15 protein-coding genes and 1 pseudogene are annotated in these 16,869 nt (G+C 61.2%); 7 read left to right on the top strand and 9 right to left on the bottom strand.

Going from position 1 to position 16,869, the window contains the following annotated elements; all coding sequences use genetic code 11:
- Positions 1-7: 7 nt before the first annotated feature.
- From I2C21_RS14090 to I2C21_RS14075, 4 genes and pseudogenes are all read right to left on the bottom strand, one after another.
- A complete protein-coding gene (locus tag I2C21_RS14090; protein WP_195279541.1) occupies positions 8-1,741 on the bottom strand; it encodes an adenine deaminase C-terminal domain-containing protein in 1,734 nt (577 codons plus the stop codon).
- An 87-nt stretch (positions 1,742-1,828) separates the two neighbouring features.
- On the bottom strand, positions 1,829-2,677 hold the full coding sequence (locus I2C21_RS14085; RefSeq protein ID WP_195279540.1) for a LacI family DNA-binding transcriptional regulator: 849 nt from the start codon (positions 2,675-2,677) through the stop codon (positions 1,829-1,831).
- Positions 2,678-2,680: 3 nt separating this feature from the next.
- Positions 2,681-2,794, bottom strand: a pseudogene (locus tag I2C21_RS17840) (LacI family DNA-binding transcriptional regulator); the annotation flags it as partial.
- Positions 2,795-2,872: 78 nt separating this feature from the next.
- Positions 2,873-3,100, bottom strand: a complete 228-nt coding sequence (locus tag I2C21_RS14075; protein WP_195279539.1) for a hypothetical protein — start codon at positions 3,098-3,100, stop codon at positions 2,873-2,875.
- A gap of 160 nt (positions 3,101-3,260) precedes the next feature.
- On the opposite strand from I2C21_RS14075, the gene I2C21_RS14070 reads away from it, so the two are divergent.
- From I2C21_RS14070 to I2C21_RS14050, 5 genes are all read left to right on the top strand, one after another.
- Positions 3,261-4,598 (top strand): ADP-ribosylglycohydrolase family protein, encoded by a 1,338-nt coding sequence (locus tag I2C21_RS14070; protein WP_186963057.1) that lies wholly within the window; start codon positions 3,261-3,263, stop codon positions 4,596-4,598.
- A 71-nt stretch (positions 4,599-4,669) separates the two neighbouring features.
- Positions 4,670-5,830 (top strand): BMP family ABC transporter substrate-binding protein, encoded by a 1,161-nt coding sequence (locus I2C21_RS14065; RefSeq protein WP_186963058.1) that lies wholly within the window; start codon positions 4,670-4,672, stop codon positions 5,828-5,830.
- Between the two features lie 85 nt (positions 5,831-5,915).
- Positions 5,916-7,472 (top strand): ABC transporter ATP-binding protein, encoded by a 1,557-nt coding sequence (locus tag I2C21_RS14060; protein WP_353654821.1) that lies wholly within the window; start codon positions 5,916-5,918, stop codon positions 7,470-7,472.
- On the top strand, positions 7,469-8,524 hold the full coding sequence (locus I2C21_RS14055) for an ABC transporter permease (RefSeq protein ID WP_195279538.1): 1,056 nt from the start codon (positions 7,469-7,471) through the stop codon (positions 8,522-8,524). Before I2C21_RS14060 ends, I2C21_RS14055 begins: the two co-directional genes overlap by 4 nt.
- Complete coding sequence (locus I2C21_RS14050; protein ID WP_101692249.1) at positions 8,508-9,467, top strand: ABC transporter permease; 960 nt, start codon at positions 8,508-8,510, stop codon at positions 9,465-9,467. Before I2C21_RS14055 ends, I2C21_RS14050 begins: the two co-directional genes overlap by 17 nt.
- A 42-nt stretch (positions 9,468-9,509) precedes the next feature.
- Here I2C21_RS14050 and I2C21_RS14045 read toward each other — a convergent pair whose 3' ends face one another.
- Positions 9,510-10,544 carry a LacI family DNA-binding transcriptional regulator gene (locus tag I2C21_RS14045; protein ID WP_180956801.1) on the bottom strand — a complete coding sequence of 345 codons (1,035 nt, stop codon included), beginning with the start codon at positions 10,542-10,544 and terminating at the stop codon, positions 9,510-9,512.
- 108 nt (positions 10,545-10,652) lie between these two features.
- Here I2C21_RS14045 and I2C21_RS14040 point away from each other — a divergent pair, with 108 nt between their 5' ends.
- Positions 10,653-11,570: a ribokinase gene (locus I2C21_RS14040; protein WP_195279537.1), complete on the top strand. Its 918-nt coding sequence runs from the start codon at positions 10,653-10,655 to the stop codon at positions 11,568-11,570.
- 14 nt (positions 11,571-11,584) lie between these two features.
- Positions 11,585-12,640 (top strand): nucleoside hydrolase, encoded by a 1,056-nt coding sequence (locus tag I2C21_RS14035; protein ID WP_186963060.1) that lies wholly within the window; start codon positions 11,585-11,587, stop codon positions 12,638-12,640.
- A 235-nt stretch (positions 12,641-12,875) separates the two neighbouring features.
- Here I2C21_RS14035 and I2C21_RS14030 read toward each other — a convergent pair whose 3' ends face one another.
- The 4 genes from I2C21_RS14030 to I2C21_RS14015 all read right to left on the bottom strand — a co-directional run bounded on the left by I2C21_RS14030 (position 12,876) and on the right by I2C21_RS14015 (position 16,830).
- The gene (locus I2C21_RS14030) at positions 12,876-15,527 is read right to left on the bottom strand and encodes a translation factor GTPase family protein (protein WP_195279536.1); all 2,652 of its coding nucleotides are present in this window, start codon (positions 15,525-15,527) and stop codon (positions 12,876-12,878) included.
- 153 nt (positions 15,528-15,680) lie between these two features.
- Entirely contained in the window at positions 15,681-15,974 is a 294-nt protein-coding gene (locus I2C21_RS14025; protein WP_235964128.1) for an ArsR/SmtB family transcription factor, read from the bottom strand.
- The gene (locus tag I2C21_RS14020; protein WP_195279535.1) at positions 15,974-16,630 is read right to left on the bottom strand and encodes a 4Fe-4S binding protein; all 657 of its coding nucleotides are present in this window, start codon (positions 16,628-16,630) and stop codon (positions 15,974-15,976) included. Before I2C21_RS14020 ends, I2C21_RS14025 begins: the two co-directional genes overlap by 1 nt.
- A complete protein-coding gene (locus I2C21_RS14015; RefSeq protein ID WP_193536003.1) occupies positions 16,627-16,830 on the bottom strand; it encodes a 4Fe-4S dicluster domain-containing protein in 204 nt (67 codons plus the stop codon). The genes I2C21_RS14020 and I2C21_RS14015 overlap by 4 nt, the downstream gene beginning before the upstream one ends.
- Positions 16,831-16,869: the final 39 nt, after the last annotated feature.

The following is a 16,869-nucleotide window of genomic DNA, read 5'->3' as shown; positions in this document are numbered from 1 at the left end:
TGCCCCGTTACTCCATAAAGCGGAAGCGGTGCAGGGAGATGAACAGGCTCAGCAGCTTGTTGGTCACCGGCTCTCCCTCATTGTGGTTGCCAAGCTCCTCCAGGGCGGCGTCGATTTTGGCCGAGGCGGCACGCAGCTCTTCCACCGGCATATTGGCCATCATACCATAGATTTCAATGGGGAATACCGCCTTTGCTGTCTGATCCTCCGTCACGATGCAGGCGCCGGAGTACTGGTCCACCGCCTTGAGGCAGGCATACATCTCACTGCTCTCCTGGCCCACCACCACCATATAGGGCGTGGGAGCCGGGAAGGATGTAGAAACTGCGCCCCGCTCCACATAGACCCCTTTGAAGAGGCCGTTGACGATGTGCCGCTCCTCTCCGGCGGCGGGGTAGCGCTTGACCACCGAGATCCGGGCCAGCTTCTGACCGTCCAGCTCGGGGACCACCTTCCCATCCACGTAGGGTACCCATACCTCCTGATAGAACTTGGCGTGTCCCCGTCCATAGACGTCAAAGAGGAGCACTTTGGCCTGTGTTCCATCTGCCGAGACCTCGATGGGCCGCAGGTCCAGCTGCTCGGGCCGAAGGTCATCCAGGCCGGGCACGCCCTTGGTCACCATGCCGTCATAGCCGATCTCGGTATGCTTGAGGAGGGTGCGGTCCTTGGCGATGAGCTCGCCGGATTTAAAGACGTACTTGGGCTCGATGACCGAGAGGCTGTCGGTCAGGACGATGTCCGCCCAGCGGCCGGGGGTGAGAGAGCCAATCTGATCGTCCATGCGGAAGTACTTTGCGGTATTGTAGGAGGCCATCTTGATGGCCTTGATGGGCGGGATGCCCATTTCCACACACAGGGAGATGATCCAGTCCATGTGGCCCATCTTGGTCAGGCGGTCGATGGAGATATTGTCGGAGCACAGACAGAAGTTGTCGGTGGGGAACTTCCGGTCCACAATGGCGCGCAGGAGGGTCTTGATGACCTCGCTGCTGCCCACGCCGAATTTGATCTGAGTGGAGTAGCCGTAGCGGATGCTCTTGGCGATGTCATCCCCATTCCAGACGTCGTGGTTGTTGGTGGAGCCGATGGCGGGCAGATAGTTGAGCTCCAGATCGCTCAGCGTGGTGATGCCCCAGTGGGAATTCTGGAAGCCGCCCCGCTCCCGCAGCCAGGCCGCTTTCTGGAAGTCCTCCTCATTTCCGCTAGAGTATGAGAAGTGTTCAAACTCGCCCAGACCGATGACGGGCTTCTCTTTCAGAATTTCCTCTGTAATGTGAGCCGGGACCTTTTTGCCGGGGGCAAAGGCAAAGACCCGATAGGGCAGCTTTTCATAGTCCTTGAAGAGCATCCGGAAGGCCTCCAGCCCTTCCTCCCCGGCCGAACCGATGAGGTCCAGGCACTCGGCAAAAATGGTCGTGGTCCCGTTGGGCACCATGGCCTCGCCCAGGGCGGTGGGATGGGCCAGCTGGGACTCAAAGTGGAGGTGGGCGTCGATCAAACCGGGGATGGCGTACAGCCCCTGTCCGTCAAAGACCTCCTTGACCTGGATCTGATCCTCATCGGGGGAGAGGGCCACGATCCGTCCGCGGTAGATCAGGAGGGATCCGCCATACACCGTCTCCCCGTGGACGTCCAGGATCTGTATATTCTTGATCAGCAGATCGGCCTCTTTTTTCCCGTGGACCACATCAAAGATGTCGTGGACCTGCTGAAGCTGCGGTACTCCGTTTCCATACATAAAATCTACCTCTTCTCTTTTATTCGCATTTAGTTATACGTTTAACCTTTATAACAAAAGACGAACTTTAGTCCGTCTTTTGTGCTGCTACGTTGATTTGCGCTGTACGATAGAAGGTTCCAGCATGGTGACCGGCTCGATGGAAAGCCCCTGGATCTGCCGGAGGATTAGCCGGGCGCCATGGACGCCCAATTCATAGTTTTGCAGGTCCACACAGGAGAGCTCCGGCGCTGTAATCTCTCCAACAAGAGAATTACCAAATCCCAGGACTGCAATGTCCTCCGGAATCCGTATCCCCTGCTGGGTGAGACATTTGATGAGGCCGGCCGCCATCAGCTCGTTGAGGACAAAGACCCCGTCGATCTCTCCCCCGGTCAGGCGGTCCAGACACTCCGGCGAGGTGACCAGGCCGGGGGCCGTCTCCAAAATGGCAGGAGGCTCCAGGCCATGGGCCTGCACAGCTTTCCGGAAGGTCTCGGCATGGTGTACCACCAGGTCCTCCCCCGATGGCTTTTGCAAAAGGGCCAGGCGGCGCTTACCCCGCTTGATGAGATGGTTGGCGGCCAGCTCCCCCACCCGCATGAAATCGGGATAGAGCAGCGGGTACCCCTGGTACGGGATCAGGCGGTTTACATACACCACAGGGATTCCCCACTCCACCAAATACACTAGGGAATCCCGGAACATCATGTCATCGGACATCCCAATGGAGATGACCCCTGCCACCATGTTCTCCCGCATCATCTGGAGGACTTCCAGCTCCGGCTTGTGCAGGTTCTCCATCTCATAGATGAAGAGATGGTAGCCGTGCTTGGCAAGCTCCCAGCTGATACCGCTGGTCATGTCGGAATAGTAGGAGGTATTGATCCGCGGCAAAATCACCGCAATATTGTCGGTACTGCTCCGTTTGAGGGACTGCGCCACCACATTGGGCACATAGCCAAGTTCCTGAATGGCCCGCTCCAGCCGCTCCCGGGTCTCCGGCCGGACATTGATCTTGTTGTTCAGATAGCGGGATACGGTACAGACGCTTACCCCCGCATGGAGCGCAATATCTTTGATGGTTGCTATTTGGCTCCCCTCCCGCCTTTATAACGGTATCATTTCGGTGGTCTTGTTTAGTTATACGTTTCACCTGATGAACACAGTATATCTCTTTTTGTCAAATTGCGCAAGTGCTCTTTTTTTCAATTTCAATTTTAGTTGTAATTGCACAAAAACAGTGTCTAATTTTTGTAATATAGAGTTTCCGTTTTCTTGCTGCCCCATTTCACTATTTTCCCGCTCTTCTTCCGCCGATTTGTCCCCAATCTTTCCATCTGTGCACACACCGCCCCCCACTGCGGCCCTTCTTTCCATTTGAAAAAAGTATGTCTTTTTTTACAACAATAATTGACACAGCGCTTTTTTCTCTATATAATCTGATTGATAAAACGCTTTATCAGTTAAATTTCACAACTCTAAATTGTGATTTCTCTGATTTTCTCCCCTATCTGTACAGCCGACAAGGAGGATGAACATGCTCGAGCAGGACCTGTGGCTGCGTGCCGCAGATGATATCGCCTGGGAGCTGCGCCAGGCTCAGCAGGAAGGACGGACCATTCCGCAGGAACTGCAACAGCAGATCCAGAACCTTCCCTCCGGGGGCAGCCGGGAACAAGCTGCCTGGAAACTGTATGATGCAATTGCTCAGCTGCCGGTCGATCCCGCCCAGGCCGCCCGGGAGCCGGATGATCTGGATGCCATCCGGGCGCTGCGTCCCCAGAGCCCCCCTCTGACCCTCTCCGGGGATGTGGAGGACCGGGTGCTGGGCGGATGGCTGGGCCGCTGTGCCGGCTGTCTGCTGGGCCAGCCGGTGGAGAGCTGGACCCGCGCCCGGATCCAGGGTCTGCTGAAGGAGACAAACAATTATCCCATTGCCCGCTATCTCTCCTCCGATCTGCCGGAGGAGGTGCGCAAGCGCTGGGATGTGACCGACGGCCCCGGTCCCTATGACGCCCTCCACAAAAACTGGATCAATCTGATCGACTGTATGCGGGAGGACGACGACACCAACTACACCGTCTTTTCCCTGAAAATCCTGGAGCGGGTAGGCCGGGACTTCACCTCAGAGGATGTGGCGGTGGGCTGGCTGACCAGCCTTCCCTTCCTGCTTACCTGCTCTGCCGAGCGGGTGGCCTACCGCAATCTGGCCAATCTGGTCCCCCCGCCCGCCTCTGCTTCCCTCCGCAACCCCTACCGGGAGTGGATCGGCGCACAGATCCGCACCGATCTGTATGGCTGGGTCAATCCCTGTGATCCCGAGACCGCCGCAGATATGGCCTGGCGGGATGCCCGTATTTCCCACACCAAAAACGGTATCTATGGCGCCATGTTTGCCGCCGCCATGTCGGCCGCTGCCTTTGGAGGCGGCACCCCCGCCGCTATCCTCCGGCAGGGCCTGGGCCAGATCCCCGCGCACTCCCGCCTGACCGCCGCCGTGGAGGAGGTTCTCCAGTGGCACGCCGACGGCCTGTCCGCCGAAGAGGCCGTGGAGCGGGTCCATCAGGCCTGGGATGAGACCGATTCCTTTGACTGGTGCCACGTGATCCCCAACGCCATGCTGGTCGCCATGGCCCTGCTCTGGGGCGAGTGTGACTTCACCCGCACCATTGGCCTGGCGGTGGAGTGCGGTTTTGACACCGACTGCAACGCCGCTACGGCCGGTTCCGTCCTGGGCGTTCTGCTGGGCGCCAAGGCGCTCCCCGCCCAGTGGATCGAGCCGCTGGCGGACCGGCTCCAGACCGGTGTGCATGGGTATCCTGAGGCGTCCATCTCGGACCTGGCCCGGCGTACTGTCGCGCTGATGAAGCGCTGAGCTTCTCTCATATGCCGCAGCGGCTCACCGCCGCTGTTCATAAAAACAAAGGAAGAATCTGGAGGTACATCATGAAAGTATGGAAGTCTCTCATCGCCCTCACTCTGGCTGTCACCATGGGTCTGGGCCTGGCTGCGTGCAGCACCCGCGATCCCGCTCAGACCGGCGGCACCAGCTCCGCTACCCCCGCTCCCACCGCTCAGACCGGCTCCTACACCCCCAAGAACGGTGAGTCTCTGAACCTCGTTCTGCTGGTCCCCGGCCTGCTGGGCGACAAGTCCTTCTTTGACGCCACCAACTCCGCCATGGACCTGATCCAGAGCGAGCTGGGCGCCCAGGTCAAGACCGTGGAGATGGGCACCGACCAGACCAAGTGGTACCCCACCTTTGTGGACTACTGTGAAGATGGCTCCTATGACCTGATCCTCACCGTGTCCGACTCGGTCAACGACACTCTGATCCAGGTGGCCGAGGAGTTCCCCGAGCAGCTGTTCATCAACGTGGACGCCACGATGACCGATGTGCCCGACAACGTGTATGCCATGCTGGCCAAGATGGGCGAGATGAGCTTCCTCTCCGGCATGGTCGCCGCCAAGAAGGCCGAGGAGCTGGGCGTCAACCAGATCGGCTTTGTGGGCGGTCTGGACATCCCCGGCATCAACGAGTTCCTCATCGGCTACATCGATGGTGCCCAGCACGTCAACCCCGACATCAAGGTGGCCTATTCCTACGTCGGCAGCTTTACTGATCCCAGCAAGGCCAAGGAAAACGCCCTGATCATGTACCAGGATACCCAGATCATCTACACCGCCGCCGGCGCCTCCGGCCTGGGCGTGTTTGACGCCGCCAAGGAGTTCACTGCCAAGGGCGAGCCCCGCTTTGCCATCGGCGTGGATACCGACCAGGCTATGAGCCTCAAGGACAGCGATCCCGAGGCCGCCAGCCTCATCATCACCTCCTCCATCAAGAACATCCCCCAGTACACCTGTGACGCGGTGGAGCGCTTCCTCAACGGCGAGATTCCCTGGGGCACCAACGAGATGCTGGGCCTGAAGGAAAACGGCGTGACCATCGCCAAGAACGAATTCTATGAGAAGCTCCTCTCCCAGGAGAGCCGCGACTATGTGGACGCCGAGTGGCAGAAGGTCATCTCCGGTGAGGTGACCCCGCTGGATACCGTGGGCATGTCCACCGAGGAAGTGGAGCAGATCCGTCAGGCTGCCAAGCCCTGATCCTCCCCATTCCAGACCGGATCCTTTTCCCGCCGCCTGTTCCCGCCGGAGCAGGCGGCGGCCTTACCAAACAGGAGGTGTTCCCGTGCAGGAAGAGTATGTATTGAACATGGAGCATATATCCAAGATCTACGGCAACGGCATTGTCGCCAACGAGGATGTAAACTTTAACCTCAAGCGCGGTGAGATCCATGCGCTGGTGGGCGAAAACGGCGCTGGTAAGACCACGCTGATGAAGATCCTCTTCGGGATGGAGAAGCCCTCCTCCGGCACCATCACCCTGGAGGGAGCTCCTCTGGAGATGAACTCCTCGGAGGATGCCATTTCTCATGGCATCGGCATGGTCCATCAGCATTTCATGCTGGTCAACTCCTTCACCGTGGCCCAGAACATCGCTCTCGGCATCGAGCCCAAAAAGGGGCTCTTCGTGGACTCGGCCAAGGTCAACGACTTTGCCCGGGAGCTGGGTGAAAAATATCACTTTGATATCGACCCCACCGCCGTGGTGGGCACTCTCCCGGTGGGCATCAAGCAGAAGGTGGAGATCCTCAAGGCGCTGGCCCGCGGCGCCCGTATCCTGATTCTGGACGAGCCCACCGCCGTGCTTACCCCCCAGGAGACCGACCAGCTCTTTGCCGAGCTCAACGTGCTCAAGGACCTGGGACACACCATCATCTTCATCTCCCACAAGCTGCGGGAGGTCAAGGCCATCTCCAACCGGGTCACAGTCATGCGCAACGGCCGCAGCGTGGGCGTCTACGACACCGATGAGCTGACCGAGGAAGAGCTCTCCGCCAAGATCGTAGGCTGGGAGGGCGGTGGGGAGCTGGAAAAGGCCCCTTGTACTCCCGGCGAGGTCCTGATCCGGGCCGAGCACCTCTCCTACTACGGCGGCGCCCAGGTCCCCGTTCTGGACGACGTCAGCTTTGCCGTCCATGCGGGCACGGTGCTGGGTGTGGCCGGCGTCCAGGGCAACGGCCAGGTGGAGCTGGTGGAGCTGCTCACCCGCGCCCGGGAGCTGGAGCAGGGCCGTGTGGAGATCAACGGCATGGACATCTCCCGCCAGAAGGTGCGTGCCCTGCGGGAGGGCGGCCTCGGCTACATTCCCGAGGACCGGCTGCGCCAGGGTGCGGCGGCCGGAGCCTCCATCCGGGAGAATCTGATCTCCTGCTCCTATTATCGCGCCCCGGTCTCCGGCCCTGCGGGCCTGCTCTCCAATGAGCAGATCGACGCCTTTACCCATCAGAGCATTGCCGACTACGAGATCAAGTGCGGCAGTGGTGCCTCCAAGATCTCCATGCTCTCCGGCGGCAATATGCAGAAGGTGGTTGTGGCCCGGGAGTGCAGCGGTCAGCCCAGCGTGCTCATCGCCGAACAGCCCACCCGTGGCGTGGACATCGGCGCGGCCCGTATCATCCACCAGAAGATCCTCTCCCTCCGGGACAGCGGAAGCGCCGTCCTGCTCATCTCGGCGGACCTGGCTGAAGTCATGAAGCTCTCTGACGCGGTGGTGGTCCTGTATGACGGACGGATCGTGGCCTATTTCCCCGATGTCTCCGCCGTGACCGAAGAAGAATTGGGCCTGTGCATGCTGGGGCTCCAGCGGCACGCCCCGGAACGCATCCAGGAGGTGACAAAATGAACCGGGAACGAAGCTTCCAACTGCTCCGCACCGCCGTCTCACTGCTCATCGCGCTGGCGGCGGCCTATGTGATCATTTTCCTCATCAGCGATACCCCTCTGGAGGCTATCCGGATCTTCACCGTGGGACCCTTTGACTCCAAGCGTCACCTGGGCAACATCGTAGAGGCCGCCATCCCCCTCATCTTCTCGGGCCTTGCCATGGCGGTGGTGTTCCAGGCCAGCCTCTTCAACCTGGGCGCCGAGGGCATCTACTACATCTCGGGCGCCGTGGTCTCCCTGGTGGCCATTTTCTACTCCATGCCCTCCGGGATCCATCCTCTGGTCATCGTCATCCTGGGCGGCGTGATCGGCGCGGCCGTGATGGCCATTCCCGGCGTACTCCGGGCCAAATTCAACGCCAGCGAGCTGGTGACCTCCCTCATGCTCAACAACATTCTGTTGGGCGTCGGACTGTGGATCCTCACCAACTTCATGCGGGACCCGGAGACCGGCAACCAGATCTCCTATAAGTTTGCCGAGACCGCCCTTCTTCCCAAGATCGTCCCCGGCACCCGGATCCATTTTGGCCTGATCATCGCCCTGGCCTGCGTGCTCCTCACCTATCTCTTCCTCTACCGCACCAAGTGGGGCTATGAGATCCGTATGACCGGTATCAACCGGGACTTTGCCCGCTATTCGGGCATCAACACCGCCAAAGTGATCATCATGGCCCACCTGGTCTCGGGCGTGCTGGCCGGCATGGGCGGCGCAGTGGAGACCATCGGCCTGCACCAGCGCTTTGAGTGGACCGCTCTGCCCGGCTACGGATTTGACGGAGCCATGATCGCCATGATGGGCGGAAACCACCCCCTGGGCGTGGTGCTCTCGGCCCTGTTCGTGGCCTATCTCCGGGTGGGCGCCGACATGGTGGCCCGACTCTCCGACGTGCCCACTGAGATGGTCTCCATCCTTCAGGCGCTGATCATTCTCCTGGTCTCCGCCGAGCGGTTCCTCCATACCTATCGTCAGAAGTGGATTGAAAAGGGGGTCAAGCATGGACGCGCTGCTTAATGTGATTCTCACACCCAGTTTCTTCTATTCCATCCTGCGTGTGACCACGCCCATCGTCTTTGCGGCCATGGGCATGGTGGTGGCCAACACCGCAGGCATTCCCAACATTGCCCTGGAAGGCATTATGCTCATCGCCGCCTTTGTGGGTATGATGACCTCCGCGCTCTCCTCCAGCGCGTGGATCGGCCTGCTGTGTGCCATCCTCTCCGGTCTGCTGTGCGCCGGTATTCTGGCCTTTTTCACCCTGTACTACCGCACCAATGTGATTCTGGGCGGCATCGCCATCAACTCCCTTGCCTCCGGCGGCACCGTGTTCGCCCTGTATCTCTTCTGCCACGACAAGGGCACCTCCGCCTCGGTACCCAGCGGCGTTCTGCCCCAGGTAAAGATCCCGCTCCTGGACCAGATCCCGGTGGTGGGTGAGATCCTCTCCGGACACAATATCCTGACCTACCTCGCCTTCCTCTCGGTCATCGCCGTGTACATCCTGCTCAAGCGCACCCCTCTGGGCTTCCATCTCCGCGCGGTGGGCGAGGATGCCCATGCCGCCGAGTCGGTGGGTATCCATGTCATGCGGGTGCAGGCCGTTGCCCTGCTTATCTCCGGTTTCCTGGCCAGCCTGGGCGGCGCCTTCATGTCCATGGGCTATGTCTCCTGGTTCTCCCGGGACATGGTGGCCGGCCGTGGATGGATTGCCATCGCCGCCGAGGCCATGGGCTGCTCCCACCCCATCGGTACCGCCCTTACCTCGCTCCTCTTCGGCGCGGCCGATGCCTTCTCCAACGCCGCCGGCGTGCTGGGCTGGCCGGCCGATCTGGTACGCACCATCCCCTACTGTGTCACCCTGGTGGGTCTGATCCTCTTCTCGGTACGGCAGTACCGCAGAAGCAATCATAAACGTCGGAAAGCACAGAACCAGCCTGCGGCCAAGCCGGTCGGATGACCACAGAAAAAACGGGCATCCGTCCCTGAGACGGATGCCCGTTTATGTTTCCTGACAGACGGCTCCGGCCGCCGGCGGCGCAGTGCTCTCCCGGATCTGGAGCTGCGGCTCCAGCAGAGTACACTTCCCCGCCTCTTCCGGACACTCCAGTTCCCGGAAGGCCTGCCGGGCGGCCTCCACACCCAGCTGACGGGCAGGCTGCCACACCGTGCTGAGGGGTTTCTCCAGATAGTCGGAGAAGAGCACTCCGTCGAAGCCCATGACAGACAGATCGTGAGGGATGGAGATCCCCCGCTCCCGACACCGCTTGTAAAATCCATAGGCCATCATATCATTGAAGCAGAATACCGCCGTGTAGTCCCCCTCCAAAATGGCGTCGGCCACGGCATACCCGCTCTCCATCGTATAGGCCCCCGGGTAGAGATCTCGCTCCCGCAGAGCGATCCCCCGCTGGGCGCAGGCCTCCTGCACCCCGCTCAGCCGGGGCGCACAGGTATTGGTGGGGCCCAATACGCAGGCCACCCGGCGGTGTCCCAGATCCAGCAGGTGCTCCATGGCCAATTTGGCTCCCCGCCTCTGGTGGATGGCGGTCAGACTCACGCCAAGATCCGGAATGATCCGGTCCACCTGGACCACAGGGCGGCCATAATCCCGGATGGCCTGACGGTACTCCATGGCCAGCGTCTCATCCGCATCGCTGGCCGGGACCAGAAGAATCGCCCCTACATCCCGGGCCGCCAGCGTCCGGAAATTGGCCAGAGCCAGCGCACTTTTGTCGCTGGACGAGGTGATGACGATATTCCACCCCGCCTCCAGCGCCACTGCTTCCACACCGCTGACCAGCTCGGCAAAAAAGAGGTTCCGGATGTCCGGAATCACCACGCCCATCGCCTGGCTCTGCCCGGTCACCAGAGTCACTGCATTCTGGTTGGGGACATAGCGCAGCTGTGCCGCGGCCTGCCGGATCTGCTCGCAGGTCTCGGGAGAGATCCGGTGGGGTTTTCCGTTGAGCACCTGAGACACCGCCCCGGGGGAAACCCCCGCAAGCCGCGCCACATCCCGCAGCGTCACCGCCATTTCTCTCACTTCCTCCCGCATCTTTGTTTAGTAGTACATATTTTACCACAGCCCTGTTGAAAGGACAAGACAACTCCCTTGATCCGCAACGCATGGAGGTTCATCTGCATGAAGGTACTTAATTTCGGTTCTCTCAACATCGACCGCTCCTACATCGTGCCCCATTTTGTCCGTGCGGGCGAGACTCTGGCGTCCCTGGAGATGAAGACCGCCGGAGGCGGAAAGGGACTCAACCAGAGCATTGCCCTGGCCCGGGCCGGTCTGCCCGTGTGGCACGCGGGAAAGATCGGCAGCGACGGCGCCTTTCTCCTGCGGGAGCTCTCTGAGAGCGGGGTAGATGTCTCTCTCGTCCACCAGGACTCCACCCTGCCCACCGGGCACGCCATCATACAGGTGGACCCGCTGGGGCAGAACTGCATCCTGCTCTACGGCGGCGCCAACCAGTCCATCTCCCGGGAGGAAGTGGACGCAGTTCTGGCGCATTTTGCCCCCGGAGACTGGCTCTTTCTGCAAAATGAGATCTCCTGCCTCCCCTACCTGATCGCCCAGGGCCGGGAGCGTGGTATGCAGGTGGTCCTCAATCCCTCCCCGCTGGATGATGCCCTCTTGCATACCGATCTCAGCGGTGTCTCCTGGCTCATTCTCAATGAGATCGAGGGCGCCGGACTCACCGGTGAGCAGGAGCCTCAGGACATTTGCCAGGTTCTGCGCCGCCGCTGGCCGGGTATGCAGGTCGTTCTTACCCTGGGCGACAACGGCTCTCTCTGTGCCAGTGAGCAGGGTCTCCTCCGTCAGGCCGTCTTCCCCGTGGAAGCCGTGGACAGCACGGCGGCCGGCGATACCTTCACCGGCTATTTCTTTGCGTCGGTCTGCATGGGACTCAGTCATGCTCAGGCCCTGACCCGGGCCAGCATGGCAGCCGCTCTGGCCGTCGCCCGGCCGGGCGCCGCCCCCTCCATCCCCCATGCACAGCAGGTAGACGACGCACTCACGGCACTGGTCCCCTCGAAATCCTCCGCCATCTGAAAGGAGCATATGGTATGTATCAGCCGCTGACACAAGAAGAAATCCGATCCAGACTGACCATTCCCACCGGGAAGCTGCGTCTGGTCATTGACACTGACGCCAAAAATGAGGTAGATGACCAGTTCGCCATTGCCTGGGCGCTGCGCTCCAAGGAGCGCTTTTCGGTGGAGGCAGTCTATGCCGCGCCCTTCTCCCACGGTCCCTCTCCCCTGGGCGAAAGTGAGGAGAGCAAGCTGGCCAGCGCCCTGCACGGTGCCGCTGACGGACCGGCTCACGGTATGGAGCAGAGCTATCAGGAGATCCTCAAGCTCTTTTCGCTGCTGAAGGAAGACTCCTCCGGGCGGGTCTTCCGGGGCTCCCCCGGCTATCTCCCTGCGGAGGGCGCCATCGAGAGCGACGCCGCCCGGGATTTGATCCGCCGTGCTACGGAAAGCGAGGAGCCACTCTATGTGGCCGCCATTGCCGCCCTGACCAACGTGGCCTCCGCCCTCCTGATGGCCCCCGAGATCGCCCGCAAGCTGGTGGTGGTCTGGCTGGGAGGACAGCCGCTCTCCTTTGGACACGGCTTTGAGTATAACCTCTATCAGGATGTCCGGGCCGTTCAGGTGGTCCTAGACAGCGGCGTCCCCCTGGTCCACATTCCCTGCATGGGCGTGGCCTCTCTCCTCACCACTACAGAGGACGAGCTGCGCTGCCGCCTCTGGGAGCGCAGCGAGATCGGCCGCTATCTGGCTCAGAACTGTCTGGACGCCTTCCAGAAGCCGGAGGCCTCCATTGCGCTCATGGACCTCAACCGTCAGGGCTATCTCAAGGGACAGTCCGATCAGAGCGACGCATATCTCTCCCAGTTCCCCACCCAGTATGTGGCCTGGAGCCGGGTCATCTGGGATATCTCCACCATCGCCTTCCTGAAAAATCCCAACTGGGTCCTCACGCTGGAGACCGAGGCCCCCACGCTGAACAACGACCTGACCTGGGACCACACGCCCCGGGGACGCCATCGGATGCGCACCGCCACTTACTGTCACCGGGACATGATCTTCGGGGATCTCTTCCACGCTTTGGGATAAAAAATTGCCCCCGTATCACAGAGGCTCTCCTCTGCGGTACGGGGGCTTATACAAAGCGCCCTTTTACAGCCACTGTTTCAAACCGTTTCTCTTTCGAACGCATTGAACTATTTTGTATCGTATTGTTTCATTGCGTTTCGGTTTCATTCCAAACAAAGAGCCGCAAAACATCGGTATGAATCGATACCGATGTTTTGCGGCTTGAATCTATCGGATGGCCTTCTGCTCGTCCTCTCTATGCCTTCTGTTCTCCACCGAGACGGTACTGGAGCTGATCCAGCTTCCGGTTCTTTCGGTTGTTTTGTGCGATGAGATCGGCAATCTGTCCCTCCGCCTGTTCGATCTCCATGCGGAACATCCGGGCCGAGACACGCAGGGCTCCGTGCCCCAGGATGATGAGCTGTTCCACACCGTCGGAGGTGGCCACCCGGACCTGGTATTTCCGCCCCAGCTCATAGGTGACCTTTTCGATATAGTTGTCCGCCGTCTCCGCCTCTTTCGTGTACACCACATGGATGTTGTGATACTTGGACACACTGCCGGGATTCCCCTTGACCTTGTAGGCGTCAAAGACCACGATGACCTCACACTTTCGGAAGCCCTGGTAGTTGCTCAGAATATCCATCAGCGCTTTCCGGGCGGCAGACAGGTCCGCCCGGGCCAGCTCCTTGAGCTCGTCCCAGGCGTGGATGATGTTGTACCCGTCCACCAGCAGATACTCCGGTCCCCGGTTCTGAGTGCGGACATTATACCGGCTCTCGTCCAGGCTGGTGCGGGCAGGGGCCTTGGGCTGGGGACGGAAGGCATCCCGCTCCACCTTTCCGTAGGTCCGCTCATAGATGGCCTGGAGCTCCGCATCCTCCGCAAGAGAGCCGGTATACCGCGCCTCCCGCCGGGGTTGGCTCTCGGATATCTCCGGCTCCTCCTCTTTCAGCATGAGTCCGCTCTCCACATGCATCTGGGCCTTTACTTGATCCCATTTTACCACATATCCCGCACCATGCGTACAGAAAACAGAGTCCGGGGTGTGTTCCACATCCCGCTCCGGGTCATAGCCTATCTCTTCCACCACCTGCTGGGCGTTGTGGCAGGGCTCATAGCCGCTCAGGGTGCAGAAGAGACGGCCCTGGCCCCTGGTATAGGCGGCCACCTCGGCGGCATAGTCCCGCATTCCGGCCACCGGCGCCCGCCCGGTCAGGACGGTATACTCTCCCACGGTCTCCGGGGGCTCCATGGTTCCCCCTCTCCGCTGGAGGTCCGACATGGCCCGTCCCACCTGGGCCGCCGGCACTTCCAGGCGCACGTCGTACCAGGGCTCCAGCAGAATGCTCTCGGCCTCCATGAGACCCTGGCGCACCGCCCGGTAGGTGGCCTGGCGGAAGTCGCCTCCCTCGGTGTGCTTGGCATGGGACCGGCCCGCCACCAGTGTGATCTTCATATCGGTGATCGGAGAGCCGGTCAAAACCCCCAGATGGACCCGCTCAGCCAGATGGGTGAGCACCAGACGCTGCCAGTTGCGGTCCAGCATGTCCTCGCTGCACGCAGTGGCAAAACACATGCCGCTCCCCCGGGGGCCGGGCTCCAACAGCAGATGGACTTCGGCGTAATGGCGCAGGGGCTCAAAGTGCCCCACTCCCTCCACCGGGGCGGCAATGGTCTCTTTGTAGAGGATGCTCCCCGTGTCAAAGGTCACCGAGAGCCCAAACCGCTCCTCGATGATGGCGCGCAGGATCTCCAGCTGGACCTCTCCCATGAGCTGAAGGTGGATCTCCCGCAGGGACTCGTTCCAGAGGATGTGGAGCTGGGGGTCCTCCTCCTCCAGCTCCCGCAGCCGCCGCAGGGCGGTGTGGGGATCGGCACCCTCGGGCAGGTTGAGCCGGTAGGTGAGTACCGGCTCCAGCATGGGAAGCTGCATGGGCCGGGCGCTCCCCAGACTCTCCCCCGCCCGGGTATGGGTGAGCCCGGTGACGGCGCACACCGTCCCCGCCTCGGCCCGGTCGGTCGTCTGAAAGCGCTCACCAGAGTAGATGCGGATCTGGTCCACCTTCTCCTCCCACGGGGCCTCCCCTCCGGCGTCGCCCGTTCCGCCCGAGAGCAGATCCTTGACCTTCAGGCTGCCTCCCGTGACCTTCAGATAGGTGAGACGCCCCCCCTGGGCGTCCCGGCCGATCTTATAGACCTGGGCTCCAAAGTCCGCCGGATAGTCGGGGATGGGCGCATAGCGCTCCAGGCCCTCCAAAAAGGCCTTCACCCCTTCCAGCCGGAGGGCCGAGCCAAACCAGCAGGGAAAGAGCCTGCGCTCCCGGATCAGGCGGCGGATGTCCCCGTCCTCCACGGTTCCGGTCTCCAGATAGCGCTCCAGGGTGGCCTCCTCGCACATGGCGACCTGCTCCTGGAGGGTCTCCCCCTCCCGCTCCTGGGTAAAGTCCACACAGCCGTCGTGCAGCCGCTCCCGGAGCTGGGCCAGGCAGCCCGCCCGGTCGGCCCCGTCCAGGTCCATCTTGTTGACAAAGAGCAGGGTAGGGATATGGTAGCGCTCCAGCAGCTTCCACAGGGTCTGGGTATGGCCCTGTACCCCGTCGGTTCCGCTGATGACCAGAATGGCACAGTCCAGCACCTGGAGGGTGCGCTCCATCTCGCTGGAAAAATCCACATGGCCCGGGGTGTCCAGCAGGGTCACCTCCACGGTGGGCAGGGTGAAGACCGCCTGCTTGGAGAAGATGGTAATGCCCCGCTGCCGCTCCAGGGCGCCGGTATCCAGAAAAGCGTTCTGATGGTCTACCCGGCCCAGTTTGCGTACCGCTCCACTGACGTAGAGCATCCCCTCTGAGAGGGTGGTCTTGCCCGCGTCCACGTGGGCCAATATGCCAACCACAAGTTTCTTCATATCTGTCATCCTCTGCGCTCGCCTGTATATGAATACAAAACATAAAAATCATAGACAAAAATACCGGCCGGACTTGAACGACAAGGCTCAAGTCCGGCCGGCACGCTCTGTACCTCATAGTCTATCACAAAATAGGCCCCACGCAAAGGGTCCTCAGGGATCGGGACAGTATTCCCGTTTCAGCACGGCCAATACCTCCCGCAGGCGGGGGTCGGCCAGGGAATAGGTCACAAACTGTCCCCGCTTCTCATCCCGCAGCAGTCCCGCCCCACGCAGGGCGTGAAGGTGCTGGGAGAGGGCCGGCCGAGTGATCCCCGGCACCACCGCCGCCAGCTCCCCCACCCCCTTGGGTCCCTCCAGCAGGGCACAGACCAGAAGCAGACGGTTTTCATTGGCCAGCAGCCGCAGCAGATCGGCTACCTGGCGGGCGTGTTCCTCCAGTCCCATCATTCTCCCTCCTGTTCCGTTCCCCGGGAGAGGGTGCAGGCCGTGCAGGAGGCACAGCTTCCGCCGCAGCCAGCCTCTGCCGGACGGCCCGCCCGCAGGCGGGAGATGAGCTGGGTCATGGTCCCCATGGGGCAGAAGACGCACCACCCTCTGGGCTTATAGAGGGCCATCACCACCAGGCCGATCAGCGTGGAGGTAAGCATGAGGCTGTAAAATCCGAAGGCGAATTGGGCCACCCAGGGGGTCACCTCCACCGGATAGGCCCAGGCCCAGGGCACGCGGAAGGTCCACAGCAGCTTGATGCTGGTTCCCAGCGCCCGGTTTCCCGCCCATACCATCCAGGTCACATAGAGCATGTTGGCGAACATCGCCAGGAAAAACACCAAAAATCCATAGCGGAAGGCCGGATGCTTCATCCACCGGGGCAGAGGCCGGTTGCGGGAGAGCTTGAGCCGGCTGCCCAGCAGGCTGAGGAACTGCCCCCGGTCACAGAAGCGGTTGCAGTAGAGCTTTCCCCCGCCAAAGATGGAGATGAGCAGGGGGAGGCTAAAAAAGATCATGCCCAGCCAGGCAAAGAGGATGTTGAACATGCCCAGCCCCAGATAGATGGGGGTCACGATCCAGAGGTAGTCGTACCAGTGCCGCTTCTGTCTCATGCCAGTTCCTCCCGCGCCTTTACATCGATGACCCCCGCGGGACACTCCCCGGCACAGCGGGCGCAGCCCACGCAGCGGTTCCCGTCCACCCGGGCCTCCACACCCTTCCATACCTGGATGGCCCCCACCGGGCAGACCTTCACACAGCTTCCGCAGGCCACACAGCCACGGCCCACCCGGGCCACTCGCTTCGACGGCATTTCCCCATCTCCTTTTATTAAGTATTTTCTTAATTACTT

Origin of the sequence: Clostridium sp. J1101437_171009_A5 (assembly GCF_015547905.1) — a bacterium.
In the GTDB taxonomy this organism is placed as follows: domain Bacteria; phylum Bacillota; class Clostridia; order Oscillospirales; family Oscillospiraceae; genus Pseudoflavonifractor_A; species Pseudoflavonifractor_A gallinarum.
The sequence above is the reverse complement of the archived record's forward strand: the minus strand, read 5'-3'. Positions and strand labels throughout refer to the sequence as shown.

Excerpts from the sequence above, each read along its gene's own strand:
- I2C21_RS14075 (WP_195279539.1), bottom strand. The coding sequence starts at position 3,100 with ATGGAAAGAAGGGCCGCAGTGGGGGGCGGTGTGTGCACAGATGGAAAG.
- I2C21_RS14090 (WP_195279541.1), bottom strand. The coding sequence starts at position 1,741 with ATGTATGGAAACGGAGTACCGCAGCTTCAGCAGGTCCACGACATCTTT.
- I2C21_RS14035 (WP_186963060.1), top strand. The coding sequence starts at position 11,585 with ATGTATCAGCCGCTGACACAAGAAGAAATCCGATCCAGACTGACCATT.
- I2C21_RS14020 (WP_195279535.1), bottom strand. The coding sequence starts at position 16,630 with ATGAGACAGAAGCGGCACTGGTACGACTACCTCTGGATCGTGACCCCC.
- I2C21_RS14030 (WP_195279536.1), bottom strand. The coding sequence starts at position 15,527 with ATGAAGAAACTTGTGGTTGGCATATTGGCCCACGTGGACGCGGGCAAG.
- I2C21_RS14045 (WP_180956801.1), bottom strand. The coding sequence starts at position 10,544 with ATGGCGGTGACGCTGCGGGATGTGGCGCGGCTTGCGGGGGTTTCCCCC.
- I2C21_RS14070 (WP_186963057.1), top strand. The coding sequence starts at position 3,261 with ATGCTCGAGCAGGACCTGTGGCTGCGTGCCGCAGATGATATCGCCTGG.
- I2C21_RS14050 (WP_101692249.1), top strand. The coding sequence starts at position 8,508 with ATGGACGCGCTGCTTAATGTGATTCTCACACCCAGTTTCTTCTATTCC.
- I2C21_RS14015 (WP_193536003.1), bottom strand. The coding sequence starts at position 16,830 with ATGCCGTCGAAGCGAGTGGCCCGGGTGGGCCGTGGCTGTGTGGCCTGC.
- I2C21_RS14065 (WP_186963058.1), top strand. The coding sequence starts at position 4,670 with ATGAAAGTATGGAAGTCTCTCATCGCCCTCACTCTGGCTGTCACCATG.
- I2C21_RS14055 (WP_195279538.1), top strand. The coding sequence starts at position 7,469 with ATGAACCGGGAACGAAGCTTCCAACTGCTCCGCACCGCCGTCTCACTG.
- I2C21_RS14040 (WP_195279537.1), top strand. The coding sequence starts at position 10,653 with ATGAAGGTACTTAATTTCGGTTCTCTCAACATCGACCGCTCCTACATC.
- I2C21_RS14025 (WP_235964128.1), bottom strand. The coding sequence starts at position 15,974 with ATGGGACTGGAGGAACACGCCCGCCAGGTAGCCGATCTGCTGCGGCTG.